General features: G+C 71.2%; 23 protein-coding genes. 8 read left to right on the top strand and 15 right to left on the bottom strand.

The window, feature by feature from the left end; translation table 11 throughout:
• Positions 1-562: 562 nt before the first annotated feature.
• The 3 genes from ACQB60_RS33360 to ACQB60_RS33370 all read right to left on the bottom strand — a co-directional run bounded on the left by ACQB60_RS33360 (position 563) and on the right by ACQB60_RS33370 (position 1,836).
• Positions 563-835: a hypothetical protein gene (locus tag ACQB60_RS33360; RefSeq protein WP_496929850.1), complete on the bottom strand. Its 273-nt coding sequence runs from the start codon at positions 833-835 to the stop codon at positions 563-565.
• Entirely contained in the window at positions 832-1,137 is a 306-nt protein-coding gene (locus ACQB60_RS33365; RefSeq protein ID WP_496929851.1) for a DUF2180 family protein, read from the bottom strand. Before ACQB60_RS33365 ends, ACQB60_RS33360 begins: the two co-directional genes overlap by 4 nt.
• A gap of 282 nt (positions 1,138-1,419) precedes the next feature.
• The gene (locus ACQB60_RS33370) at positions 1,420-1,836 is read right to left on the bottom strand and encodes a hypothetical protein (RefSeq protein WP_496929852.1); all 417 of its coding nucleotides are present in this window, start codon (positions 1,834-1,836) and stop codon (positions 1,420-1,422) included.
• An 852-nt stretch (positions 1,837-2,688) separates the two neighbouring features.
• Between ACQB60_RS33370 and ACQB60_RS33375 the strand changes: the two genes are divergently transcribed.
• Positions 2,689-3,114 (top strand): hypothetical protein, encoded by a 426-nt coding sequence (locus tag ACQB60_RS33375; protein WP_496929853.1) that lies wholly within the window; start codon positions 2,689-2,691, stop codon positions 3,112-3,114.
• Between the two features lie 133 nt (positions 3,115-3,247).
• On the opposite strand, the gene ACQB60_RS33380 is transcribed toward ACQB60_RS33375, so the two are convergent.
• The 3 genes from ACQB60_RS33380 to deoC are packed head-to-tail and all read right to left on the bottom strand — an operon-like array spanning position 3,248 to position 6,572.
• Entirely contained in the window at positions 3,248-4,162 is a 915-nt protein-coding gene (locus ACQB60_RS33380) for an aldehyde dehydrogenase family protein (protein WP_496929854.1), read from the bottom strand.
• The gene (locus tag ACQB60_RS33385) at positions 4,155-5,600 is read right to left on the bottom strand and encodes an aldehyde dehydrogenase family protein (protein ID WP_496930027.1); all 1,446 of its coding nucleotides are present in this window, start codon (positions 5,598-5,600) and stop codon (positions 4,155-4,157) included. The genes ACQB60_RS33380 and ACQB60_RS33385 overlap by 8 nt, the downstream gene beginning before the upstream one ends.
• Positions 5,601-5,612: 12 nt before the next feature.
• Positions 5,613-6,572 carry a deoxyribose-phosphate aldolase gene (gene deoC, locus ACQB60_RS33390; RefSeq protein WP_496930028.1) on the bottom strand — a complete coding sequence of 320 codons (960 nt, stop codon included), beginning with the start codon at positions 6,570-6,572 and terminating at the stop codon, positions 5,613-5,615.
• A 432-nt stretch (positions 6,573-7,004) separates the two neighbouring features.
• Between deoC and ACQB60_RS33395 the strand changes: the two genes are divergently transcribed.
• From ACQB60_RS33395 to ACQB60_RS33405, 3 genes are all read left to right on the top strand, one after another.
• The gene (locus ACQB60_RS33395) at positions 7,005-7,835 is read left to right on the top strand and encodes a purine-nucleoside phosphorylase (RefSeq protein WP_384851312.1); all 831 of its coding nucleotides are present in this window, start codon (positions 7,005-7,007) and stop codon (positions 7,833-7,835) included.
• 114 nt (positions 7,836-7,949) lie between these two features.
• Positions 7,950-9,596: a phospho-sugar mutase gene (locus ACQB60_RS33400; protein ID WP_496929855.1), complete on the top strand. Its 1,647-nt coding sequence runs from the start codon at positions 7,950-7,952 to the stop codon at positions 9,594-9,596.
• Positions 9,597-9,739: 143 nt separating this feature from the next.
• Positions 9,740-10,963 carry a putative hexosyltransferase gene (locus tag ACQB60_RS33405; RefSeq protein ID WP_496929856.1) on the top strand — a complete coding sequence of 408 codons (1,224 nt, stop codon included), beginning with the start codon at positions 9,740-9,742 and terminating at the stop codon, positions 10,961-10,963.
• Between the two features lie 49 nt (positions 10,964-11,012).
• Here ACQB60_RS33405 and ACQB60_RS33410 read toward each other — a convergent pair whose 3' ends face one another.
• Both ACQB60_RS33410 and ACQB60_RS33415 read right to left on the bottom strand, forming a co-directional pair.
• Positions 11,013-11,639 carry a PH domain-containing protein gene (locus ACQB60_RS33410; protein WP_496929857.1) on the bottom strand — a complete coding sequence of 209 codons (627 nt, stop codon included), beginning with the start codon at positions 11,637-11,639 and terminating at the stop codon, positions 11,013-11,015.
• A gap of 78 nt (positions 11,640-11,717) precedes the next feature.
• Positions 11,718-12,155 (bottom strand): gamma-glutamylcyclotransferase family protein, encoded by a 438-nt coding sequence (locus ACQB60_RS33415; RefSeq protein ID WP_496929858.1) that lies wholly within the window; start codon positions 12,153-12,155, stop codon positions 11,718-11,720.
• A gap of 129 nt (positions 12,156-12,284) precedes the next feature.
• Here ACQB60_RS33415 and ACQB60_RS33420 point away from each other — a divergent pair, with 129 nt between their 5' ends.
• On the top strand, positions 12,285-13,733 hold the full coding sequence (locus tag ACQB60_RS33420; RefSeq protein ID WP_496929859.1) for an NAD(P)H-quinone dehydrogenase: 1,449 nt from the start codon (positions 12,285-12,287) through the stop codon (positions 13,731-13,733).
• Between the two features lie 220 nt (positions 13,734-13,953).
• Entirely contained in the window at positions 13,954-14,940 is a 987-nt protein-coding gene (locus tag ACQB60_RS33425) for a DeoR/GlpR family DNA-binding transcription regulator (protein ID WP_496929860.1), read from the top strand.
• A gap of 25 nt (positions 14,941-14,965) precedes the next feature.
• Here the strand turns inward: ACQB60_RS33425 and ACQB60_RS33430 are convergent, their stop codons facing one another.
• The 3 genes from ACQB60_RS33430 to ACQB60_RS33440 form a co-directional block, all read right to left on the bottom strand.
• A complete protein-coding gene (locus ACQB60_RS33430) occupies positions 14,966-15,133 on the bottom strand; it encodes a hypothetical protein (protein WP_496929861.1) in 168 nt (55 codons plus the stop codon).
• A 5-nt stretch (positions 15,134-15,138) separates the two neighbouring features.
• The gene (locus ACQB60_RS33435; protein ID WP_496929862.1) at positions 15,139-16,065 is read right to left on the bottom strand and encodes a hypothetical protein; all 927 of its coding nucleotides are present in this window, start codon (positions 16,063-16,065) and stop codon (positions 15,139-15,141) included.
• Between the two features lie 180 nt (positions 16,066-16,245).
• Positions 16,246-18,018: an acetyl/propionyl/methylcrotonyl-CoA carboxylase subunit alpha gene (locus tag ACQB60_RS33440; protein WP_496929863.1), complete on the bottom strand. Its 1,773-nt coding sequence runs from the start codon at positions 18,016-18,018 to the stop codon at positions 16,246-16,248.
• A gap of 349 nt (positions 18,019-18,367) precedes the next feature.
• Here ACQB60_RS33440 and ACQB60_RS33445 point away from each other — a divergent pair, with 349 nt between their 5' ends.
• On the top strand, positions 18,368-18,847 hold the full coding sequence (locus ACQB60_RS33445) for a hypothetical protein (RefSeq protein ID WP_496929864.1): 480 nt from the start codon (positions 18,368-18,370) through the stop codon (positions 18,845-18,847).
• Between the two features lie 33 nt (positions 18,848-18,880).
• Here the strand turns inward: ACQB60_RS33445 and ACQB60_RS33450 are convergent, their stop codons facing one another.
• From ACQB60_RS33450 to ACQB60_RS33465, 4 genes are all read right to left on the bottom strand, one after another.
• On the bottom strand, positions 18,881-19,492 hold the full coding sequence (locus ACQB60_RS33450; protein WP_496929865.1) for a nucleoside triphosphate pyrophosphatase: 612 nt from the start codon (positions 19,490-19,492) through the stop codon (positions 18,881-18,883).
• A 58-nt stretch (positions 19,493-19,550) separates the two neighbouring features.
• Complete coding sequence (gene mmpB / locus ACQB60_RS33455) at positions 19,551-19,679, bottom strand: morphogenic membrane protein MmpB (RefSeq protein WP_384851281.1); 129 nt, start codon at positions 19,677-19,679, stop codon at positions 19,551-19,553.
• Positions 19,680-19,775: 96 nt separating this feature from the next.
• Positions 19,776-19,982, bottom strand: a complete 207-nt coding sequence (locus tag ACQB60_RS33460) for an acyl-CoA carboxylase epsilon subunit (protein ID WP_496929866.1) — start codon at positions 19,980-19,982, stop codon at positions 19,776-19,778.
• A 15-nt stretch (positions 19,983-19,997) separates the two neighbouring features.
• Positions 19,998-21,584 carry an acyl-CoA carboxylase subunit beta gene (locus tag ACQB60_RS33465; protein ID WP_384851285.1) on the bottom strand — a complete coding sequence of 529 codons (1,587 nt, stop codon included), beginning with the start codon at positions 21,582-21,584 and terminating at the stop codon, positions 19,998-20,000.
• 123 nt (positions 21,585-21,707) lie between these two features.
• Between ACQB60_RS33465 and ACQB60_RS33470 the strand changes: the two genes are divergently transcribed.
• Positions 21,708-22,577 carry a biotin--[acetyl-CoA-carboxylase] ligase gene (locus ACQB60_RS33470; RefSeq protein ID WP_496929867.1) on the top strand — a complete coding sequence of 290 codons (870 nt, stop codon included), beginning with the start codon at positions 21,708-21,710 and terminating at the stop codon, positions 22,575-22,577.
• Positions 22,578-22,667 lie beyond the last annotated feature (90 nt).

The following is a 22,667-nucleotide window of genomic DNA, read 5'->3' on the forward strand; positions in this document are numbered from 1 at the left end:
TTGCCGGGCCCAGTCCAGCAATTCGGGTCCGGCCAAGCTGGTGCCCAGCGAGTCGTGGTCGAACCGGCCGACCACAGTGCCGTGTCCAGCAGTTCCCGGGGGCCGTTGCTGGCGACGGCGAGGGTACGGCTGCCCGGCAGGCGCGCACCAGTTCCCAGGAAGCGATCGACGGCTGGGTGCACGCCTACAGCCAGCAGCGCCCGCACCAGGCATGGGACATGGCCACCCCCATCAGCCTCTTTCGGCCTCACGCCGCTGCCCGAAAGGACGACGGACATCCTGAACGGGCAGTCGCCGAGCCGGAGTTGTCCATCGAGGACGTCGAGCCGCCTGTTCTGCCGCCGCAGCGCACCGCGATCGAGTTCGAGGTGCGGGTGCCTCCCAGCGGTGAGATCACCCTGGTGACGGGCAGGCAGCGCGTCGGCATCCACCAGGCGCTAGCCGGCCGGACGCTGACGGTCTGGGCGAACCACCGCAGCGTCCACTTCCTCCTCGACGGGCACCGCGTCACTACGGTCCCGTCCCGGCTGAGACCGGAGGACAGCGCCTACCTGACCATGCGCTACGGCGCTTGTCCGGCCGGTCCCGAGCCCGTGCCCGCCGCCCTGCCCAGGGCCCGAGGCGGCACGGCCATCCTCGCCGCCTGCGAACTCGTCACGGCCAGTTCATCAAGCTCGGCCCACGCCATGCCGGAAAGATCGTCACTGTCGTCATCGAGGACACTCACTGCCGGATCCTGCACGGCGAGGACGAACTCGCTGTCCGCCCCCGCAAGAAGCTCGGACCGATCACCAGGCTCTACATCAAAGGCATGGGAACCCAGAAGAACCGTCAAGAATCTCCTGACGACGAACCGTCAAGGACGCCTTGAGACCTCACACCGACATCGGCGCAGGTTCCGTGCGGTGCGGGTGTGGCGGGCACGAGTGACTCGGCCTCGTGGCAGACCGTGCATGTCATGCGGCGTGCGGAGCGCGGCCCGTGGCTTAGCCCCATGCCAGTCAGGTGGCGCACCTCCTCGTCGGTGACAGAGGCGTGTGCGACGCAGATGCCGCCGCCGCAGCGGCGGCACACGGCGACGGCATCCACCAACTGTCCGATCTGCGCGCAGTCGTAGCACTTCATGCGAGATCCCATTTCTCAGAGGGCTGGAAGGCAGGGTTTTGCCGTCCACTGTGACGGCCCGCAGAGCCACTGCTCCCTCACCGGGGTTTGTCGGTGGGTTGATGAGCTGGCGTCCAGGCCGTTCGTGAAACGGGCGATGCCGACCCCTGCGTACACGCACAACGCAAGCGGAGCACCGAGTCGGTAGCGGCGCTCTGACGAGGCCGGGGATCAGGCAGGACGTGAACAGCACAGCCAGTTCCGGCAGTTGCTCCGCCTGTTTTCGCTGATCGTCTTCTCTGGCTGGCCGGCGTGTCAGGACCCGTCATGGGAGAGGAGAGAGGCGCATTCGGCCACCACTGGCCTTGAGGCGGCGGCCAGCCGGGCGAACTGCCTTGCACCGAGCTGCTTGCGGGCCTGGGACAGATGGTTCACCAGCTTCTCTTGGCTCTTTCGGTCGAGGTGCTGGCCCGAACGGAGTTTAGCGATGGCATCGGCGATGTCCTTGCGGACAGCCGCCCGGGTCTCTTGGCTCACGTCTGCGGAGAATTCCCGAAGGGAATCGCCGAACTCCTCCAGGGCCTTCTGGCAACTTTGGCGGTCCGCTGTGTGGTTCGTTCGTTCTGCTGCAGCAGGCTGGGCGGTGGCGGCGGAGGCCATGGCTGTCGTGGTACCGGATGTGAAGGCAGCGGCGGCGATCAGCACGACCAAGGGGCGGGTGAAGCCTTGCATAGGGGATCCTTTCTGGACGTCACACGGATATCGGCGAGGCCGGGAGCTGGTAAAGGACTTCCCGAGCACCGCGATGTTGCTGTAGGTATCGTGAAAGTAACTAAGTGCAATGTGTCGTGCGACCTGGCGAGCACTGGAAAGGGCTACCCGGGCCTCGTCGGCGCCGTCGAGAGTGGTTGGTCGCCGACTCTGGGCGAAACGGCGCCCACCGCACTTCGGGTGTAGCTCGCGTGCCTGGGTTGGCTTGTGGACGGGCCCGCACACCCGCCAGTGCGCCGTCACCCGCGAGAGGGCAGCCGATGTCCGTCATCGTGTTCGGCGGGGCCAAGGGCCCGGTGTCGTCCGTCGGGGTGGGAGCGCGGGCAAGTGAGTCCGGGCCGACGCGGCTTTCCGGACGCCAGAGGTCAGGGGCAGTCCATGCCGGTGCTTAGCGTCAAAGATCGGTGTTCAAGACAGCGGGTCTCCAGTCCCAGAGAGGACGCGCAGAAGAGGAGGCCCGCTGTCGGCCAGAGCCGCCTGCATGGTCACATCCTGCCTGACTGGATGTCGGTCGACACGTCTTCCGTGTCATCCACCTGGGCTCGTGTGGAGCCCCGTTCACAGTGCAGCAGTGCATACGAGTCCGCGCGCTGACCGGCTGCACCACGTGGCGCACGCATACGGATGAGCCCGCCAGGCCCCCCTGCCTCCAAGGTGCCCTGCGCAACAGCATCGACAGTCACGAGAAGCCGCGGCCCACCCCACATGCGCGGCGAAGGTGCCTCTTTGTCTCTGCGTCACGCCTCAACTACTCTACGTGCGCGCTCGATTACTGTTCTGTGCGCATCGTCGAGGACAGGTGGAACAGCAGCCATGGCAGGACGACACGCAAGTCCCCAACCCCCCTCCCGCGCCCTCCTGCGTGCGGGGCTGACCTTCGGTGTCGCGGGTGCGGCGCTCGGTGTCGGCGGCGCCGCGACGGCGAGCGCGGCGCCGGTGTCGATGTCGCAGGCCGTGGGCCTGGCCACGCCGGTCGGCCACTTCGACGCGGCGACGCCGGGGCAGGCCGTGACGGAGGCGGTGCACCGCTCGACGGCGGGCGGCCTCGCTCCCGCCAAGCACCTGCGGCTCGACCCGCTCGCCGGTACGGGCGTCGACCCGCTGGACAACTCGCTGGGCACCCAGGTCGCGGACTTCAAGCCGGTGAGCTCGGCGGCCCTGACCGGACCGCTCACGCAGGGCGGCTCCCTGGACGACGTGCCGGTGGTGGGTCGGGCGACCGGGCTGCTGCCCGGCTAGCGCCCGCGCCCGACTGCGCGCCTGACTGCGTGCCTGACTGCGTGCGCGACTGCGTGCGCGACGAAGCCCCGGACTCCTGGACGGCGGAGGCCGGGGCTTCTGGCGTGCTCAGGGGGCCTGAGCACGCGTCGGCTCAGTAGGCGGAGCCGGAGGCGCCGAGGGAGCCCGTGGGGTGCCAGACCGTCTTGGTCTCCAGGAAGGACGTCAGACGGTCCGTGCCGGGGGCGGCCGACCAGTCGTCCACAGGCTGTGGACGGCGGACCCGCTTCAGGTTGTCGGCGGCCGCGATCTCCAGCTCCTTGGCGAGGACGTCGTCGGCGCCCGCGAGGTCGATCCCGTTCACGTCCTGGTGCGCGGCGAGCGACGGGGCGATCTCCGCGGCCCTGCCCGACAGGACGTTCACGACGCCGCCCGGCAGGTCCGAGGTGGCCAGGACCTCGCCCAGGGAGAGGGCGGGCAGCGGGGACTTCTCGCTCGCGACGACGACCGCGGTGTTGCCGGTCGCGATCACGGGGGCGACGACGGAGACCAGGCCCAGGAAGGACGACTCCTGGGGGGCGACCACGGCCACCACACCCGTCGGCTCCGGGGTCGAGAGGTTGAAGAACGGGCCCGCGACCGGGTTCGCCCCGCCCACGACCTGGGCGATCTTGTCGGTCCAGCCCGCGTACCAGACCCACCGGTCGATCGCGGCGTCCACGACGGCGGCGGCCTTGGTCTTCGACAGCCCCTCGGCGTCGGCGACTTCACGGACGAACTGGTCCTTGCGGCCCTCCAGCATCTCGGCGATGCGGTAGAGGATCTGACCGCGGTTGTACGCGGTCGCGCCCGACCAGCCGCCGAACGCCTTGCGCGCGGCGACCACGGCATCCCGGGCGTCCTTGCGGGACGAAAGCGGCGCGTTCGCCAGCCAGTTGCCCTTTGAGTCGGTCACCTCGTACACCCGGCCGCTCTCGGAACGCGGGAACTTCCCGCCCACGTACAGCTTGTAGGTCTTGAAGACGGACAGCCGCGCCTGCTCGGCCTTCTTCTCGGACTTCTCAGACATCGAGGTAAGCCTCCAGACCGTGGCGGCCGCCCTCGCGGCCGAAGCCCGACTCCTTGTAGCCGCCGAAGGGCGAGGTCGGGTCGAACTTGTTGAACGTGTTGGCCCAGACGACGCCCGCGCGCAGCTTGTTCGCCACGGCGAGAATCCTCGCCCCCTTCTCGGTCCAGATGCCCGCCGACAGGCCGTACTGGGTGTTGTTGGCCTTGGCGACGGCCTCGTCCGGCGTACGGAACGTGAGCACCGAGAGGACCGGGCCGAAGATCTCGTCGCGGGCGACGGTGTGGGCCTGCGTGACGTTCGTGAAGAGCGTCGGCGCGAACCAGTAGCCGGAGCCGGGCAGTTCACAGGGCGCGGACCAGCGCTCGGCACCCTCGGCCTCGCCGGTCTCCGCGAGCGCGGTGATGCGGGCGAGCTGCTCGGCGGAGTTGATGGCGCCGATGTCGGTGTTCTTGTCGAGCGGGTCGCCGAGGCGCAGGGTCGAGAGCCGCGCCTTGAGCCGCTCGAGCACCTCGTCCTGCACCGACTCCTGTACGAGGAGGCGGGAGCCGGCGCAGCAGACCTGGCCCTGGTTGAAGAAGATCCCGGTGACGATCCCTTCCACCGCCTGGTCGACGGGGGCGTCGTCGAAGACGATGTTGGCGCCCTTGCCGCCGAGTTCGAGCGTGAGCTTCTTGTCCGTACCGGCGACGGTGCGGGCGATCTGCTTGCCGACGGCGGTGGAGCCGGTGAAGGCGACCTTGTTCACGTCCGGGTGGGCGGTCAGGGCCGCGCCCGCGTCCCCGTATCCGGGAAGGATGTTGACGACGCCCTTGGGGAGACCGGCCTGGCGGCAGATGTCGGCGAAGAACAGCGCCGACAGCGGCGTGGTCTCGGCGGGCTTCAGGACGACGGTGTTGCCGGTGGCGAGAGCCGGGGCGATCTTCCACGCCAGCATGAGCAGCGGGAAGTTCCAGGGGATGACCTGGCCCGCGACGCCGAGGGCCTTCGGGTTCGGCCCGAAGCCCGCGTGGTCCAGCTTGTCGGCCCAGCCCGCGTAGTAGAAGAAGTGCGCGGCGACGAGGGGCAGATCGGCGTCCCTCGTCTCCTTGATGGGCTTTCCGTTGTCGAGCGTCTCCAGGACGGCGAGCTCGCGGCTGCGCTCCTGGATGATGCGGGCGATCCGGAACAGGTACTTGGCACGCTCGGCGCCGGGCAGCGCGGACCAGCCGCTGAACGCCTTGCGGGCGGCCTTCACGGCCCGGTCGACGTCTTCGGAGGAGGCTTGTGCGACCTCGGAGAGGACCTCTTCCGTGGACGGCGAGACCGTCTTGAAGACCTTGCCGTCGGCGGCTTCGGTGAACTCGCCGTCGATGAACAGGCCGTAGCTGGGCGCGATGTCCACGACGGAGCGGGACTCGGGCGCCGGTGCGTAGGCGAAGGGAGAAGTCGGCATTTCCATGTCCATGGGGTCTCAGTCCACCGTCACGTAGTCGGGACCGGAGTAGCGTCCGGTGGCCAGCTTCTGCCGCTGCATCAGCAGGTCGTTGAGAAGGCTCGACGCACCGAAGCGGAACCAGTGGTTGTCCAGCCAGTCGGCGCCCACCGTCTCGTTCACCAGCACGAGGAACTTGATGGCGTCCTTGGTGGTCCGGATGCCGCCGGCGGGCTTCACGCCGACCTGGACGCCGGTCTGGGCGCGGAAGTCACGCACGGCTTCGAGCATGAGGAGCGTGTTGGCGGGAGTGGCGTTGACGCCGACCTTGCCCGTCGAGGTCTTGATGAAGTCGGCGCCCGCGAGCATGCCGATCCAGCTGGCGCGCCGGATGTTGTCGTACGTCGACAGCTCCCCGGTCTCGAAGATGACCTTGAGACGGGCCCGGCCCGAGGCTTCCTTGACCGCGCGGATCTCCTCGTAGACCTTCATGTAGTCGCCCGCGAGGAAGGCGCCGCGGTCGATGACCATGTCGATCTCGTCGGCGCCCGCGGCGACGGCCTCGCGCACGTCACCGAGCTTCACGTCGAGGGCGGCGCGGCCGGCGGGGAAGGCGGTGGCCACGGAGGCGACCTTGACGTCGCTGCCGGCGAGGGCGGCCTTGGCGGTGGCCACCATGTCCGGGTAGACGCAGACGGCCGCGGTGCGCGGGGCGGAGCGGTCGGTCGGGTCCGGGTTGAGCGCCTTGGTGCTCAGGGACCGGACCTTGCCCGGGGTGTCCGCGCCTTCCAGGGTCGTCAGGTCGATCATCGAGATGGCCAGGTCGATGGCGTACGCCTTCGCCGTGGTCTTGATCGAGCGGGTGCCGAGGGCCGCCGCGCGAGTCTCCAGGCCGACCGGGTCCACGCCGGGGAGGCCGTGCAGGAAACGGCGGAGGGTGTGGTCTGACGTGGTCGCTTCTGCGAGGGGGCCTTGGCCTTGGGCGGGTGCAGTGGGCATGGTCACGAGCTGAGCATATCTACGCGCGTAGCGGCTGTACAGGGGTCGGTCCCCTCTTGGGCAGGGGGCCCTTGGGGTGGGCGGGTGTGCGGTCCCTTGGTGCGGGGGCGGCGGGTGGCCCCTGCCGGGGGCCTTTTCCCCAACCCCGCCCCTTCCCGAATACGGCGACTCCGTCGCCCCTGGGTGGGCCTTCCTGGGGCTTCGCCCCTAGACCCCCGTATCGGCGCTGAACGCGCCTCGTCCTCAAACGCCGGACGGGCTGGAGGGCACCCCTCCCCGAGGCTGGAGGGGGCCGCCTTCGTGTGGGGAGGGGTTGGGGAGGGGTGGGGAGCCCGTCCGCCACAGCCTCGTGGGAAACGACAACGCAACGATCCCGATCCCGTCAGCATCGTCATCTACGCGCGTAGGGGAAGACCGGCTACTCTCCTCCACGTGAACGCTTCAGTGATTCCGGACGACATCCAGGGCGACGCCGACCCCTACGCCGCCGCCGACGCCGCCGCAGCGCGCCTTCGTGAGCTGACGGGGGCCGAGTCCCATGACGTCGCCCTTGTGATGGGCTCCGGCTGGGCGCCCGCCGTGGACGCGCTCGGCACCCCCGAGGCCGAGTTCCCCGTCACCGAGCTGCCCGGCTTCCCGCCCCCCGCCGTCGCGGGCCACGGCGGCCGCATCCGCTCGTTCAAGGTGGGGGACAAGCGCGCCCTCGTCTTCCTGGGGCGCACCCACTACTACGAGGGCCGGGGCGTCGCCGCCGTCGCCCACGGCGTGCGCACCGCCGTGGCCGCGGGCTGCAAGACCATCGTGCTCACCAACGGGTGCGGAGGGCTTCGTGAAGGCATGCGTCCGGGGCAGCCCGTGCTCATCAGCGATCACCTCAACCTCACCGCCACCTCGCCCATCGTCGGCGCGAACTTCGTCGATCTGACCGACCTGTACTCGCCGCGGCTGCGCGCGCTCTGCAAGGAGATCGACCCCTCCCTCGAAGAGGGCGTGTACGCCCAGTTCCCCGGCCCGCACTACGAGACCCCGGCCGAGATCCGCATGGCCCGCACCATCGGCGCCGACCTCGTGGGCATGTCGACCGTGCTCGAGGCCATCGCCGCCCGTGAGGCGGGCGCCGAGGTGCTCGGCATCTCCCTCGTCACCAACCTCGCCGCGGGCATGACGGGCGAGCCCCTCAACCACGAGGAAGTCCTCCAGGCCGGGCGGGACTCCGCCACGCGCATGGGCGAGCTCCTCGGCCAGGTGCTCGGCCGTATCTAGCCAGTGGGTGCCCAAGGGCGCCGCCGGGATCCGTGCCGTGTGGGTAGCTGTTAGCTGTTGCCCACACGGCACGCCCACGGGAACGTACGTACGTACACGAGAGGCTGAAGAGACGTGCAGGACGACGCAGAACTCATCGCGCGGGCCCGGGCCTGGCAGGCCGAGGACCCGGACGCCGAGACCCGTGAGGAACTCGGCAAGCTCATCGACGCCCAGGACACCGAGGAGCTGGCCGAGCGCTTCGCCGGCACCCTCCAGTTCGGCACCGCGGGGCTGCGCGGCGAGCTCGGCGCCGGGCCGATGCGCATGAACCGGTCGGTCGTCATCAGGGCCGCGGCCGGGCTCGCGGCGTACCTCAAGTCCACCGGCCACACCGACGGGCTCGTCGTCATCGGCTACGACGCCCGCTACAAGTCGGCCGACTTCGCGCGCGACACCGCCGCCGTGATGACCGGCGCCGGGCTGCGCGCCGCCGTCCTGCCGCGCCCGCTGCCGACGCCCGTACTCGCCTTCGCCATACGGCACTTGGGCGCCGTCGCGGGCGTGGAGGTCACCGCCAGCCACAACCCGCCGCGTGACAACGGCTACAAGGTCTACCTCGGTGACGGCTCGCAGATCGTGCCGCCCGCCGACACCGGCATCGCCGCCGAGATCGACGCCATCCGGAGTCTGGACGACGTGCCGCGGCCCGAGTCCGGGTGGGAGACGCTCGGGGACGAGGTCCTCGACGCCTATCTCGCGCGCACCGACGCCGTGCTCGCCGCCGGGTCGCCGCGCACCGCCCGCACCGTCTACACGGCCATGCACGGAGTCGGCAAGGACACGGTGCTCGCGGCCTTCGCGCGCGCCGGGTTCCCGGAGCCGGTGCTCGTCGCCGAACAGGCCGAGCCCGACCCGGACTTCCCGACCGTCGCGTTCCCCAACCCGGAGGAGCCGGGCGCGATGGACCTCGCCTTCGCGAAGGCGGGCGAGGTGCGGCCGGACCTGATCGTCGCCAACGACCCGGACGCGGACCGGTGCGCGGCCGCCGTCAAGGACGGCGAGCAGTGGCGGATGCTGCGCGGCGACGAGGTCGGCGCGCTGCTCGCTGCCCACCTCGTACGGCGCGGCGCCCAGGGTACGTTCGCCGAGTCCATCGTCTCGTCCTCCCTGCTCGGCCGGATCGCGGAGAAGGCCGGACTCCCGTACGAGGAGACCCTGACCGGCTTCAAGTGGATCGCCCGCGTCGACGGCCTGCGCTACGGGTACGAGGAGGCGCTCGGCTACTGCGTCGACCCCGAGGGCGTCCGCGACAAGGACGGGATCACGGCGGCGCTGCTCATCACGGAGCTGGCGTCCGAGCTGAAGGAGGAGGGCCGGACCCTGCTCGACCTGCTCGACGACCTCGCCGTCGAGCACGGCCTGCACGCCACCGACCAGCTGTCCGTGCGCGTCCAGGACCTCTCCCTGATCGCCGACGCGATGCGGCGCCTGCGCGAGCAGCCGCCGACCGCGCTCGCGGGCCTGACGGTCGTCTCCGCCGAGGACCTCACCCGGGGCACCGAGAAGCTGCCGCCCACCGACGGGCTGCGCTACCACCTCGACGGTGCCTACAAGGCCCGCGTCATCGTGCGCCCGAGCGGCACCGAGCCCAAGCTCAAGTGCTACCTGGAGGTCGTCGTCCCGGTGGGTTCGGCCGACGAGCTCCCGGCCGCCCGCGCGCGGGGCGCCGAACTCCTCGGCGCGCTCAAGCGGGACCTCTCGGAGGCGGCGGGCATCTGAGCCCCCCGGTACCCGTGGATTCCTGCGGGAGCCACCCTTCCGGGTGGTTCCCGTACGGCAGGTGACGCAGCGGTCCGGTGCGCTGCCGGTCCCCCAGGAAGGGACGACCGGTAGCGCACGTTCACGTTCCGGGAGCCGCCGCAGTGCCGTACGACGGACGACCGACATCCGAGCCCTCGACCGCCACCCTCGCGCCGTCCCGGGTTCCCCTGTCCCGCCGCCCCCGGCCCGCCCCGGGCCCCGCCCCCGGCGAGCGCTCCGCCCGCGCGCTGCGGGCCCTGCTGTACGCCTCGCCCGCCCTCCTCGCGTACGGGGCCGTGCGCGTCCTCGGAGTCCTGCTCTTCGCCGCGTGGGCGCACCGCAAGCACCGCGGGGTCTGGCATCTGCTCGCCGAGTCCTGGGACTGCGACTGGTACCTGAAGGTCGCCGAGCACGGCTACGCGCACGTCCTCGGCACCCAGTTCGACGCGAACAACCTCGCCTTCTTCCCGCTCTACCCGGCGCTGATCAGGGCGGGCGAGATGCTCGCCCCCGAGCCGCGCGGCGCCGTCGGGCTCGGGATCTCACTGGTGTGCTCGTTCCTCGCGGCGTGGGGCGTCTTCGCGGTCGGCTCCCGGCTCTACGGGCGCCGCGTGGGCACCGTCCTCGTCGTCCTGTGGGGCTCGCTGCCGATCGCCCTCGTGCAGTGGATGGGCTACACCGAGTCCCTGTTCACGGCCCTCACCGCATGGTCCCTGTACGCCGTGCTCAGCGGGCGCTGGGTGTGGGCGGGGACGCTCGCCGCGCTCGCGGGGCTCACCCGGCCGACGGGCGTCGCGCTCGCCGCGGCGGTCTCCCTGACGGCGCTGCTCGCGCTGCGCCGCGGCTTCGACGGGCGGGCGCTCGCGGGCGCCCTGCTCGCGCCGTTCGGCTGGCTCCTGTACGTGGGGTGGGTCGGGTTCCGGCTCGGGCGCTGGGACGGGTACTTCGCCGTCCAGAAGCTGTGGCACAACGAGTGGGACGGCGGGGTCGGGACGCTGCGCGAGATGTGGGACCTGTTCCGGATCGAGCGGCCCCAGCTGTTCCTGGCGATGGTGACGGCCGTGCTGCTCGTGGCGGCGCTGCTGTTCGTGCTGTCGGTGGGGGACCGCCAGCCGCTGCCGCTGCTCGTCTTCACGGGGCTGCTGCTCGCGATCGTCCTCGGCAGCAAGGGCGTGTACTTCCCGCGGGCCCGCTTCCTGATGCCCGGCTTCCCCTTGCTGCTTCCCCTGGCGGTCGCGCTCGCCCGGGCGCGGCCGCATGTGACGCTGACCGTCCTGGGCGCGGCGGCGGTGGTGTCGGCGGCGTTCGGCGGGCACATGCTGCTCGCCTGGATGGGGCCGCCGTGAGCGGGCGCTTTCGGTGCCGTGTGAGCGGGCGCTGTCGGTGCCGCGGGTCTCAGGTCACCGCGAGCAGGATCACCAGCAGGACCGCTCCGGCCAGGCAGGGCGCGAGGGTCTCGTAGGACCAGCGCACCGTCGGCTCGCCCTGGGCCGACTCGGCGTTCTCCTGGCGCTCGGAGATCTCCCGGAGGTCGTCCATGGCCTGGTCGCCCGCCGAGCGCAGATTGCTCGGCGAGGTGAGGTGCGGGCGCCCGGCCTGCGGGTCGTCCGCTGCGGTCTGCCGGGCCTGGCGGCGGGCCGCGCGCTTGCGGCCGCGCAGCGACACGGGGATGGCCCAGAGCTGGAACTTGGTGCCGGACTGGCTGAAGACCTCGTTCGTGTACCCGGAGCGCAGGCCCGAGACGGCGCCCCAGGGGAGCGTGATGGTGCGGAACGGGTTGCGGATGCGCAGCCGTTCGTCGTTCGCGTACACGGCGGGCCGGATCGTGTAGGCGACCACCAGCGGCACGGCGAACAGCAGGCCCGCGAGGGCGAGCCAGGGGGTGCGGCCCGCGCCGCGCACCAGGGCGTCGATGCCGAGCCAGGCGCCCAGGGCCAGCAGCAGCACGCCGCCGGCGATGGCGGCGGGCGAACGGTAGGTGCGGTCCTGGTACTCGGGCTCTGCGGGCTCGGGCGTCGTCATGGGCTCAGATTCTGCCGTAGGGGTGTGCGGGGCTTTCTCCGGGCCGCCCGCCCGCGGCGGGGCGGTGGGGCAGCGGGTTCAGCAGGGGCGCTTCCGCAGCTCCATCACATAGTCGTGCGGCGCCCCCGCGCTCTCCGCGGCGTCGGCGATCTCGCCCAGGTAGCGGGCCGAGGGGAGGCCGCCCTCGTAGCCGTTGAGGACGTACACCCAGGCCGGCTCCTCGCCCTCCAGGGTGTGCACGCGCACGCGCATGCGCCGGTAGATGTCGAGGCCGACGCCCTCCCAGCGGTCCATGGAGTCCTCGTCCATGGGCGCGATGTCGTACAGCGTGACGAAGACCTGGGAGCGGGGGGCCTCGACGATCGTCGCGAGCGCGCCCTCCCAGCCCATGTGCTCTCCGCCGAAGGTGAGCCGCCAGCCGTTCAGCCAGCCGGTCGCGCGCAGCGGTGAGTGCGGGGCGCGGCGTGACATGAGCCGCGGGTCGAGATTGCCGGCGTACGCGGCGTAGAGCGACATGTGGTCGAGGGTACGGCAGGGACCGGTGGTGCTTCCGCCGGTGACCGACCCGTGGTCGGGGCGGCGGAGCGGGCGCCCGTTGCCCCTAACGGAACCCCCGAGGGGAACGGTCTTGAAGCGTGCGGGACAATGGAGTACGTGACTCGGATCGTGATCATTGGCGGCGGACCCGGCGGATATGAGGCGGCCCTGGTGGCCGCCCAGCTCGGCGCGGAGGTGACCGTCGTCGACTGCGACGGTCTGGGCGGGGCGTCGGTGCTCACCGACTGCGTACCGTCGAAGACTCTGATCGCGACGGCCGAGGTGATGACCACCTTCGACTCGTCGTACGAAGAGCTGGGGATCATCGTCGAGGACGACACCCCGCACATCGACCAGGCCGCCCGGGTCGTCGGCGTCGACCTCGGCAAGGTGAACCGGCGCGTGAAGCGACTCGCGCTCGCGCAGTCGCACGACATCACCGCCTCCGTGACCCGCGCGGGCGCCAAGGTCATGCGCGGCCGCGGCCGCCTCGGGGGCCCGCAGGGCATCGACGGCACCCGGGACGTCATCGTCACCGCCGCCGACGGCACCGAGACGCTGCTGACCGCCGACGCCATCCTCATCGCGACCGGCGGGCACCCGCGCGAGCTGCCCGACGCCCAGCCCGACGGCGAGCGGATCCTCAACTGGACGCAGGTGTACGACCTGGACGAGCTCCCGGAGGAGCTCATCGTGGTCGGGTCCGGTGTCACCGGCGCCGAGTTCGCGGGCGCCTACCAGGCGCTGGGTTCGAAGGTCACGCTCGTGTCGTCCCGTGACCGGGTGCTGCCCGGTGAGGACCCGGACGCCGCCGCCGTCCTCGAAGACGTGTTCCGGCGGCGCGGCATGAACGTCATGGGGCGTACGCGCGCCTCCTCCGCCAAGCGCGTGGGCGACCGCGTCGAGGTGACGCTCGCCGACGGGCGCGTCATCTCCGGCACGCACTGTCTGATGGCCGTCGGCGCCATCCCCAACACCGAGGGCATGGGCCTGGAGGAGGCCGGGGTCAAGCTCAAGGACTCCGGGCACATCTGGACCGACAAGGTCTCCAGGACGTCCGCGTCCGGCGTGTACGCGGCCGGTGACGTCACCGGGATCTTCGCGCTCGCCTCCGTCGCCGCCATGCAGGGGCGCATCGCGATGTACCACTTCCTGGGCGACGCGGTGACGCCGCTGAACCTGAAGACCGTGTCGTCGAACGTCTTCACCGACCCGGAGATCGCCACCGTCGGCTACTCCCAGGCCGACGTGGACGCCGGGAAGATCGACGCCCGCGTCGTCAAGCTGCCGCTCCTTCGCAACCCGCGCGCGAAGATGCAGGGCATCCGCGACGGCTTCGTCAAGATCTTCTGCCGTCCCGGTACGGGCATCGTGGTCGGCGGCGTGGTCGTCGCACCGCGCGCTTCGGAACTGATCCACCCCATCTCGATCGCGGTCGACAACAATCTGACGGTCGAGCAGATCGCGAATGCGTTCACGGTGTACCCGTCGCTTTCGGGGTCGATCGCCGAGGTGGCGCGTCAACTTCACACCCGTAAGACGGCCGGCGAGGGCTGAGCGCGGGGGGCGGTCTCCCGTGGCTGACGGGAGATCGCCGCAGATCAAATACGTGGCCGGGAAGAACTCCCCGCAGGTCACGCGCAGTTGCCGCCCATTCGCCGGGCATAGGCGGGGTGGATAGGCGCCTATACCACTTCCCACCCTGCTGTGCGAACAACTTCTGTAATTCGGCGCAAACTGCTGAAAGCAGACGGTCGTTGGGGTTACTGTCAGTTTCGTGTTCGCTGCAGAACGTCGCCAATTGATCCTCGAAATGGTGCGGGCCAACGGAGCGGTATCGCTCCGTGAGCTCGCCCGCGTCGTCCAGACCTCCGAAGTGACCGTACGGCGGGACGTGCGCGCGCTGGAGGCAGAAGGACTCCTCGACCGCCGACATGGCGGTGCGGTATTGCCGGGCGGATTCACGCGGGAGTCCGGCTTTCCGCAGAAATCACATCTCGCGTCCGCGGAGAAGACCGCCATCGCCGACCTGGCGGCGGGCCTCGTCGAAGAGGGCGAGGCCATCGTCGTCGGTGCGGGCACCACCACGCAGGAGCTGGCACGCCGGCTCGCGCGCGTGCCCGGTCTCACCGTCGTCACCAACTCCCTCTTGGTGGCACAGGCGTTGGCCCATGCCAACCGCGTCGAGGTCGTCATGACCGGTGGCACGCTGCGCGGATCCAACTACGCCCTGGTGGGCAGCGGCGCCGAACAGTCCCTGCAGGGGCTGCGGGTGTCCCGTGCCTTCCTCTCCGGCAGCGGTCTGACCGCCGAGCGGGGCCTGTCCACGTCCAACATGCTCTCGGCGAGCGTGGACCGCGCCCTGGTCCAGGCGGCCGCCGAGGTGGTCGTCCTCGCCGACCACACCAAGCTCGGCACCGACACGATGTTCCAGACGGTGCCGACGGACGTGATCACCCGCCTCGTCACGGACGAGCCGCCGGCCCACGACGACCGTGCGGCCACCGAGTTGCAGGCCCTGGCGGACCAGGGCGTGCAGATCGCGGTGGCGGGCACGGCGACGGGGGCGGGACCCGGCTCGGGTTCGGGGCCCGGCGTGGATTCCGTCCCGGCGGGGCGGCAGCCGCGCCGGGACGTGCCGCTGCCGGGCCAGCGCCGCACCCACGGACCCGGCCCCGGCGCGCAGTTGCGCTCCGCGGCCGTGCTCGGGGAGCAGCCGCCGAACGAGCGGGCGGCACGGGTCGCCGACCTGCGCCGCCGCTGACTGGGAGCGCCGTTTCCGTACGGGCCTACGGGAGCTGTCCCTTGAAGAAGGTGTCCAGCTCCGCGCGGGCCCTGCGCTCCCTCCGGCTCGGCGGCAAACCCCTGAGGTTCCTGGTGAGCCAGAGGAGCAGCGGGTAGGTGACGCAGGTACCGATGGCGAGCCCGGAGAGCACGCCGCTGAGCAGATCTCCCATGTCCGTCAACCCACCTTCGTACGGGGTTCGGTGGGGTTCTTCGAGGCGTCGGTCCGATAGCCGTCGTGCGCGGCCGTGAGCATCGCGGAGCCGTCGTCCTCCGGCAGCACCGCGCCGTAGCCGCGCAGCCGCCAGCGGGGCTCCACGGCCTCGCTCTCGTAGTACGGCACCCACCCGCCCGTCTCCCGCCGCCCCTCCAAGGAGGTGCTTCGCACCGCACCGCCTGATTCGTCCGGCGTCGGCACCAGCAGTGGTGCCGGGCCCGCCGCCGCGCAGCCCCGGCAGGCCGCGACCTGCGCCGTGGCACCGTCCACGGCGAGCGGGGAGTCCACGCGCGCGTGCCCGCGCTCGTGCAGCGGGTTGAAGTAGCAGGGCGGGTCCGCGACCAGCGGGCGCTCCGCCGTGAGCGCCTCCACCGCCCGCATGCCGATCCGCGCGAACTCCACGGCCGCGGTCAACTCCCCGATCACATACGCCGCGTCGCCCCCGCCCTCGGCCTGGATCACCACCGCGTTGCTCGCCTGGACGGACGCCGCCGAGGCCATCCGCTGGAGCCTCCTGCGTTCTTCGTCGGGGAGCGCGCAGCTGTGGTGCAGCGCGTCCACGAGCGCCGAGGCGTTGCTGAGCAGCGCGGCGCGGGTCTCCGCGTACGGGCGCAGGGACTCGGGGTCGCCCCGTGGATCGGGTACCGGGGCACGCCAGTCGGGTGCCGGATCCGGGAGTTGGAAGGCGTAGGGACGGGTGCGGCCGAGGGGGAGGTGGGTGAAGCGGCGGAGCAGGGCCACGGAGAGGGCGATGGCCAGGCCGAGGGTGAGGCCCGCCTCGTAGTGGTGGCCGGTGGGGGTGGTGGAGGCGTAGTGGATGTTGAGTGCGATGACGCCTGCGGCCAGCAGGGCGGCGGTGCCCTCTGCGATGTTCCTTGCCTTGCCCACGGTGGCCCCCCTGCCTGGTGGTTCAGCTTTCTGTGGGGGAGGACGTGTGAGTGGGCGGAGCGGTTTCCTCTTTCCCCGCAGCGGCGGATCCGGGTAGGGGCGGGATCGGGGAAAAGAAGAACCCGGCCGGGCCCCATCGCGGGCCTGACCGGGTTCGGGGGCCCAACGGGCCACCAGGAGCTAGTCCTTGATCTCGCAGATGACGGCGCCCGACGTGAGGCTCGCGCCGACTTCCGCGGTCAGGCCCTTGACGGTGCCCGAGCGGTGCGCGTTCAGGGGCTGTTCCATCTTCATGGCCTCCAGGACCACGATGAGGTCGCCCTCCTTGACCTCCTGGCCCTCCTCGACCGCGACCTTCACGATCGTGCCCTGCATCGGGGAGGCCAGCGAGTCACCCGACGCCGCCGGGCCCGACTTCTTCGCCGCGCGCCGCTTCGGCTTCGCGCCCGCCGCCAGGCCCGTACGGGCGAGGGACATGCCCAGGGACGAGGGCAGGGAGACCTCGAGGCGCTTGCCGCCGACCTCGACCACGACCGTCTCGCGGCCGGGCTCGTCCTCGCCCTCCGCGTCCGCCGTCGCGGCGAAGGGCGGGATGTCGTTGACGAAGTCGGTCTCGATCCAGCGGGTGTAGATCGTGAACGGGTCGCTGGAGCCGGTCAGTTCGGGGGCGAAGGCCGGGTCGGTGACGACCTTGCGGTGGAACGGGATGGCCGTGGCCATGCCCTCCACCTCGAACTCCGCCAGAGCACGCGCCGAACGCTCCAGGGCTTCCTTGCGGGTGCGGCCGGTCACGATCAGCTTCGCAAGGAGCGAGTCCCAGGCCGGGCCGATCACCGAGCCGGACTCCACGCCCGCGTCCAGGCGCACGCCCGGGCCCGTCGGGGCCTCGAAGCGCGTCACCGTGCCCGGGGCGGGCAGGAAGTTGCGGCCGGGGTCCTCGCCGTTGATGCGGAACTCGAAGGAGTGACCGCGCAGTTCGGGGTCGCCGTAGCCCAGTTCCTCGCCATCGGCGATGCGGAACATCTCCCGGACCAGGTCGATCCCGGCGACCTCCTCGGTCACCGGGTGCTCCACCTGCAGCCGCGTGTTGACCTCCAGGAACGAGATCGTGCCGTCCGCGCCGACCAGGAACTCCACCGTGCCCGCACCCACATACCCGGCCTCCTTGAGGATGGCCTTGGAGGCGGCATACAGCTGCTCGACCTGCGCCTCGGACAGGAAGGGGGCCGGGGCCTCCTCCACCAGCTTCTGGTGGCGGCGCTGCAGCGAGCAGTCCCGGGTGGAGACGACGACCACGTTGCCGTGGGTGTCGGCCAGGCACTGGGTCTCCACGTGGCGGGGCTTGTCCAGGTAGCGCTCCACGAAGCACTCGCCCCGGCCGAAGGCCGCCACCGCCTCGCGGACCGCCGACTCGTACAGCTCGGGGACCTCTTCGAGGGTGCGGGCGACCTTCAGGCCGCGGCCGCCGCCGCCGAAGGCCGCCTTGATGGCGATGGGCAGGCCGTGCTCCTCGGCGAAGGCCACCACCTCGTCCGCGCCGGCCACCGGGTCGGGGGTGCCCGCGACCAGCGGGGCCCCGGCGCGCTGGGCGATGTGGCGGGCGGCGACCTTGTCGCCCAGGTCGCGGATGGCGTGCGGGGGCGGGCCGATCCAGATCAGGCCCGCGTCCAGGACCGCCTGGGCGAACTCCGCGTTCTCCGACAGGAATCCGTAACCGGGGTGGACCGCGTCCGCGCCCGCGTCGGCGGCCGCGGCCAGCACCTTGGCGATGTCCAGATAGCTGGTGGCCGGAGTGTCACCACCCAGCGCGAACGCCTCATCAGCCGCACGGACATGCAACGCGTCCCGGTCAGGATCCGCGTAGACGGCAACGCTCGCGATCCCCGCATCCCGGCATGCCCGGGCAACGCGGACAGCGATTTCGCCACGGTTGGCGATGAGCACCTTGCGCACGATGGCTCCCTCCTTGAAACAAGCCGAGTTTAGGGACTGCCGACACGGCCTTACGACCCGTCCCCGGTGGTGAGCTTGCCCACACGGAGCGTGATCCGAGGTCTGCCCGGTCCGCGAATTCCCTTGTGACACCACGGTACGCAGGGTCCCTTTGCGGCAGACTAGCGTCCCGGTGTGGTCAAGGTCTCTGTGAGGGCGTGCTGCGGCAGGGCGCCTTTCTTTGTGGAGTCCCTACGAATGGCCCAACGATTCTTTGCCTTCGGCCGGACCCTTGTCCCGGGGTTTACCCGTTAGTAGCGTTCGGGTGTCTCGAAAGGTACCTCGGGTAACAGCGGCTCGAAGAGAGTGGGTGGGCGCCGTGGCGCGCAGACCGGTGGCGTGGGTGGGCGCGGTGGTGCTCTTGGCGGAGGCGGTCGGGATCGCGCTCCTGAACTGGTTCCTCGGGCTCGTCGTCGACAAGCAGGACATGTCCCTCGCGGGGCTCGACCCGCGCGCGATGTCCGTCTCCACGTGGATCGCGGGGATCGTCTTCGGGCTCTATCTCGCCTTCTGCGGGCTGACGTTGGCGCTCGCGGCGGCGCGGGACCGGGCGCCCGGCGGCTTCGGCCGGCTGCTCCTGATCAGCTGCGCCGTGGTGCACGGACTGCTCGGCGCCTTCTCCATCGGCCTGGTGGGCTGGCTCGCGTTCGTCTTCATGATGGTCGTGCTCGGCCTGATCGTGCTGACGCTCGTCGCGTACGACAAGAAGGACGGCGAGGACCAGAAGGGCAGCGACACCGGGAGCGCGAGCAACGGGGCACCCGACAACGGCGCCCCGCAGCCGGTCTGAGGTGCTTCTAGGGGCAGCCGGTCTGAGGGGCTCCTAGGGCTGCGCCCACAACTCCGTGATGCCGACGCCCAGTTCGGCAAGCAGGCGGCGCAGCAGCGGCAGCGAGAGGCCGATGACGTTGCCGTGGTCGCCCTCGATGCGGTCGACGAAGGGCGCCGAGCGGCCGTCGAGGGTGAACGCGCCCGCCACGTACAGGGGTTCGCCGCTCGCGACGTACGCGGCGATCTCCGCGTCCGTCGGCTCGCCGAAGTGCACGACGGTGGAGGCGACGGCCGCGACGTGCCGTTCGGCGGCGGTGTCGTAGACGCAGTGGCCGGTCTGCAGCGTGCCCGCACGGCCGCGCATGGCCTTCCAGCGGGCGGTGGCCTCCTCGGCGTCGGCGGGCTTGCCGAGCGCCTGCCCGTCCAGCTCGAGGACCGAGTCGCAGCCGATCACCAGGGCGCCCCGGGCGTCCGGGCGGGCCGCCACCACCGACGCCTTGGCCTCGGCGAGGGCGAGGGCGAGCTCGGCCGGGGTAGGGGCGGAGACGGCGTCCTCGTCGACCCCGCTGACGATCACCTCGGGGGCCAGACCTGCCTGGCGCAGCAGGCCGAGGCGGGCGGGCGACTGGGAGGCGAGGACGAGACGGCGGCGCGGATCACTCATGGCGTCAGGGTAACCAAGGGGCGCTCCCCGTCCGCCGCGCAGCGGTGCGGGCACGGACTCACAGCAGTCCGAGCACGAACATGGCCACCACCATCGCCAGGGCGAGCACGACACCGGCGCGGCTCATCTTCGCCTGCATGTCCCGCATGTCCTTCGGAGGATCGTTCTCCGGATCCGACCACAGCATGGAAACGATGGTGGAGCGCGGCGGGCCGGGGCACCTGAGTACGCGTACTCAAGTTCCCCGGCCCGTTCCACTCAGGTCGGCGGCGGGCCAACTGCCTTACGCAGGCCAGTAGGTGCGGCCCCACGCGGCCGGGCCCGGAGCGGGCAGCCGGTCGCGGGCGACGCGGGCGGGGTCCGCCCAGGCGTCCGGCACGGAGGGCGCGCCGGACGGCGCGCTCGCCGCCGCCGCGGCGCGCGCCCTGACCACCGCCAGGGCGGCGGCCAGCTCCTCGGGGGTGGGGTTGCCCCGTACGACCTTGATCATGACCGCTCCTGGGCTCTAGAGGGGGATGTTGCCGTGCTTCTTCGGGGGCAGTGATTCCCGCTTCGTGCGCAGCTGACGCAGGCCCCGCACCAGGTGGCGGCGGGTCTCCGACGGCATGACCACGGCGTCGATGTAGCCGCGCTCGGCGGCCGTGTACGGGTTGAGGAGCCGGTCCTCGTACGCCTGGATGAGCTCCGCGCGGACGCTCTCGACGTCGGCACCGGCCTCGGCGATCGTGCGGCGGTGCAGGATGTTCACGGCGCCCTGCGCGCCCATGACGGCGATCTGCGCCGTCGGCCAGGCCAGGTTGAGGTCGGCGCCCAGGTGCTTGGAGCCCATGACGTCGTAGGCGCCGCCGAACGCCTTGCGGGTGATGACCGTGATCAGCGGGACCGTCGCCTCCGCGTACGCGAAGATCAGCTTGGCGCCGCGGCGGATGATGCCGGTGTGCTCCTGCTCGACGCCCGGCAGGAAGCCGGGGACGTCGACGAAGGTGATGACCGGGACGTTGAAGGCGTCGCAGGTGCGCACGAAGCGGGCGGCCTTCTCGGAGGCGTCGATGTCGAGGCAGCCGGCGAACTGCATCGGCTGGTTGGCGACGATGCCCACCGGGTGGCCCTCGATCCGGCCGAAGCCGGTGATGATGTTCGGCGCGAACAGCGGCTGCGTCTCGAAGAACTCCGCGTCGTCCAGGACGTGTTCGATGACGGAGTGCATGTCGTACGGCTGGTTGGCGCTGTCCGGGATGAGGGTGTCCAACTCCCGGTCCTCGTCCGACAGTTCCAGGTCCGCCTCCTCGGGGAAGGCGGGCGGCTCGGAGAGGTTGTTGGACGGGAGGTAGGACAGCAGCGACTTGACGTACTCGATGGCGTCCTTCTCGTCACCCGCCATGTGATGCGCCACACCCGACGTGGAGTTGTGGGTGCGGGCGCCGCCGAGCTCCTCGAAGCCGACGTCCTCGCCGGTGACCGTCTTGATGACGTCCGGGCCGGTGATGAACATGTGCGACGTCTGGTCGACCATGACCGTGAAGTCCGTGATCGCCGGGGAGTAGACGGCGCCGCCCGCGCACGGGCCGACGACCAGGCTGATCTGCGGAATCACGCCCGAGGCGTGTGTGTTGCGGCGGAAGATCTCGCCGTACATGCCGAGGGCCATGACGCCCTCCTGGATGCGGGCGCCGCCCGAGTCGTTGATGCCGACGACCGGACAGCCCGTCTTCAGGGCGAAGTCCATGACCTTCACGATCTTCTGCCCGAAGACCTCGCCGAGGGCGCCGCCGAAGACGGTGAAGTCCTGCGAGAACACGGCGACCGGGCGGCCGTCCACCGTGCCGTAGCCGGTGACGACCCCGTCCCCGTACGGGCGGTTCTGCTCCAGGCCGAAGTCGGTCGAGCGGTGCTGCGCGAACTCGTCGAACTCGACGAAGGAGCCCTCGTCGAGCAGCAGGTCGACGCGCTCACGGGCCGTCAACTTGCCCTTGGCGTGCTGCTTTTCGACCGCGCGCGCGGAGCCGGCGTGCTTCGCCTCCTCGATGCGGCGCTGCAGGTCCGCGAGCTTTCCCGCGGTGGTGTGGATGTCGGTTTCTTGCGGCTCGGACATCGAGGCGTGGCTCCCTGGCTGCGGGGCGGGGCGTGGGCGAGTGTCGGCTTGCTACTGACTCGTAGCGTATCGGCGTGGATACGCCTGCGCAGTGCGGCGTTTACCACACCTAGGGTGGCTTGCATGACGCCGCGAAATGATGCTGAACCCCCGGAGAATCCCTGGTCCGACCTCGGTCGGCCGCCGCTGAACGCCACCGCGCTGCGGCGTGCCCTGATCCGCGAGGGCGGCCTGTGGACCTCGCTCGACGTGGTCCCCGAGACCGGGTCGACCAACACGGACCTGGTGGCCCGCGCCGCCGACGGGAGCGCGCGCGAGGGCGCGGTCCTGGTGGCCGAGGAGCAGCGGTCCGGGCGCGGCCGCCTCGACCGGCAGTGGTCCGCGCCCGCGCGCTCCGGCCTCTTCGTCTCGGTGCTCCTGAACCCCTCGGAGGTGCCGGTCGAGCGCTGGGGCTGGCTCCCCCTCCTCACCGGGGTGGCCGTCGCCACCGGGCTCTCCCGGGCGGCGGGCGTCGACACCGCACTCAAGTGGCCCAACGACCTGCTGGTGACCGTGGACGGCGAGGAGCGCAAGGCGGGCGGCATCCTCGCGGAGCGCTCCGGGGACGCGGGCGTCGTGGTCGGCATCGGCATCAACGTCACGCTGCGCGCCGACGAACTCCCCGTGCCGCAGGCCGGTTCCCTCGCGCTCGCCGGGGCGACCGGCACGGACCGCGACCCGCTGCTGCGGGCCGTGCTCCGCTCCCTGGAGCAGTGGTACGGGGACTGGCGCGCCGCCAAGGGCGACCCGGCCGCCTCGGGCCTCCAGGAGACCTACGCCGCCGGGTGCGCGACGCTGGGCCGCCGGGTCCGCGCCGAGCTGCCCGGGGACCGGACGCTGGTGGGCGAGGCGGTCGCGGTGGACGGCGACGGGCGCCTCGTGCTGGCCACGGAGGACGGGGTGCAGCAGCCGGTGGGGGCGGGCGACATCGTCCATGTGCGGCCGGTGGCCTGAGCCGGGTCCGCACCCGGTGCCCCGAGCCCGAGCTCAATACGTGGGCTGAGCTCGCCCGACTTGGGAGTGAGCTGGGGCACACCTGCCGTA

The sequence above is a fragment of the Streptomyces odontotermitis genome (assembly GCF_050510915.1).
Taxonomy (GTDB): domain Bacteria; phylum Actinomycetota; class Actinomycetes; order Streptomycetales; family Streptomycetaceae; genus Streptomyces.

Bases quoted from the DNA above. Each gene is read 5' to 3' on its own strand.
- ACQB60_RS33460 (WP_496929866.1), bottom strand. From the start codon at position 19,982: ATGATCAAGGTCGTACGGGGCAACCCCACCCCCGAGGAGCTGGCCGCC.
- mmpB (WP_384851281.1), bottom strand. From the start codon at position 19,679: ATGCTGTGGTCGGATCCGGAGAACGATCCTCCGAAGGACATGCGGGAC.
- deoC (WP_496930028.1), bottom strand. From the start codon at position 6,572: ATGCCCACTGCACCCGCCCAAGGCCAAGGCCCCCTCGCAGAAGCGACC.
- ACQB60_RS33470 (WP_496929867.1), top strand. From the start codon at position 21,708: ATGACGCCGCGAAATGATGCTGAACCCCCGGAGAATCCCTGGTCCGAC.
- ACQB60_RS33380 (WP_496929854.1), bottom strand. From the start codon at position 4,162: ATGTCTGAGAAGTCCGAGAAGAAGGCCGAGCAGGCGCGGCTGTCCGTC.
- ACQB60_RS33465 (WP_384851285.1), bottom strand. From the start codon at position 21,584: ATGTCCGAGCCGCAAGAAACCGACATCCACACCACCGCGGGAAAGCTC.
- ACQB60_RS33415 (WP_496929858.1), bottom strand. From the start codon at position 12,155: ATGTCGCTCTACGCCGCGTACGCCGGCAATCTCGACCCGCGGCTCATG.
- ACQB60_RS33365 (WP_496929851.1), bottom strand. From the start codon at position 1,137: ATGGGATCTCGCATGAAGTGCTACGACTGCGCGCAGATCGGACAGTTG.
- ACQB60_RS33410 (WP_496929857.1), bottom strand. From the start codon at position 11,639: ATGACGACGCCCGAGCCCGCAGAGCCCGAGTACCAGGACCGCACCTAC.
- ACQB60_RS33430 (WP_496929861.1), bottom strand. From the start codon at position 15,133: ATGGGAGATCTGCTCAGCGGCGTGCTCTCCGGGCTCGCCATCGGTACC.
- ACQB60_RS33370 (WP_496929852.1), bottom strand. From the start codon at position 1,836: ATGCAAGGCTTCACCCGCCCCTTGGTCGTGCTGATCGCCGCCGCTGCC.
- ACQB60_RS33450 (WP_496929865.1), bottom strand. From the start codon at position 19,492: ATGAGTGATCCGCGCCGCCGTCTCGTCCTCGCCTCCCAGTCGCCCGCC.
- ACQB60_RS33375 (WP_496929853.1), top strand. From the start codon at position 2,689: ATGGCAGGACGACACGCAAGTCCCCAACCCCCCTCCCGCGCCCTCCTG.
- ACQB60_RS33385 (WP_496930027.1), bottom strand. From the start codon at position 5,600: ATGGAAATGCCGACTTCTCCCTTCGCCTACGCACCGGCGCCCGAGTCC.
- ACQB60_RS33420 (WP_496929859.1), top strand. From the start codon at position 12,285: ATGGAGTACGTGACTCGGATCGTGATCATTGGCGGCGGACCCGGCGGA.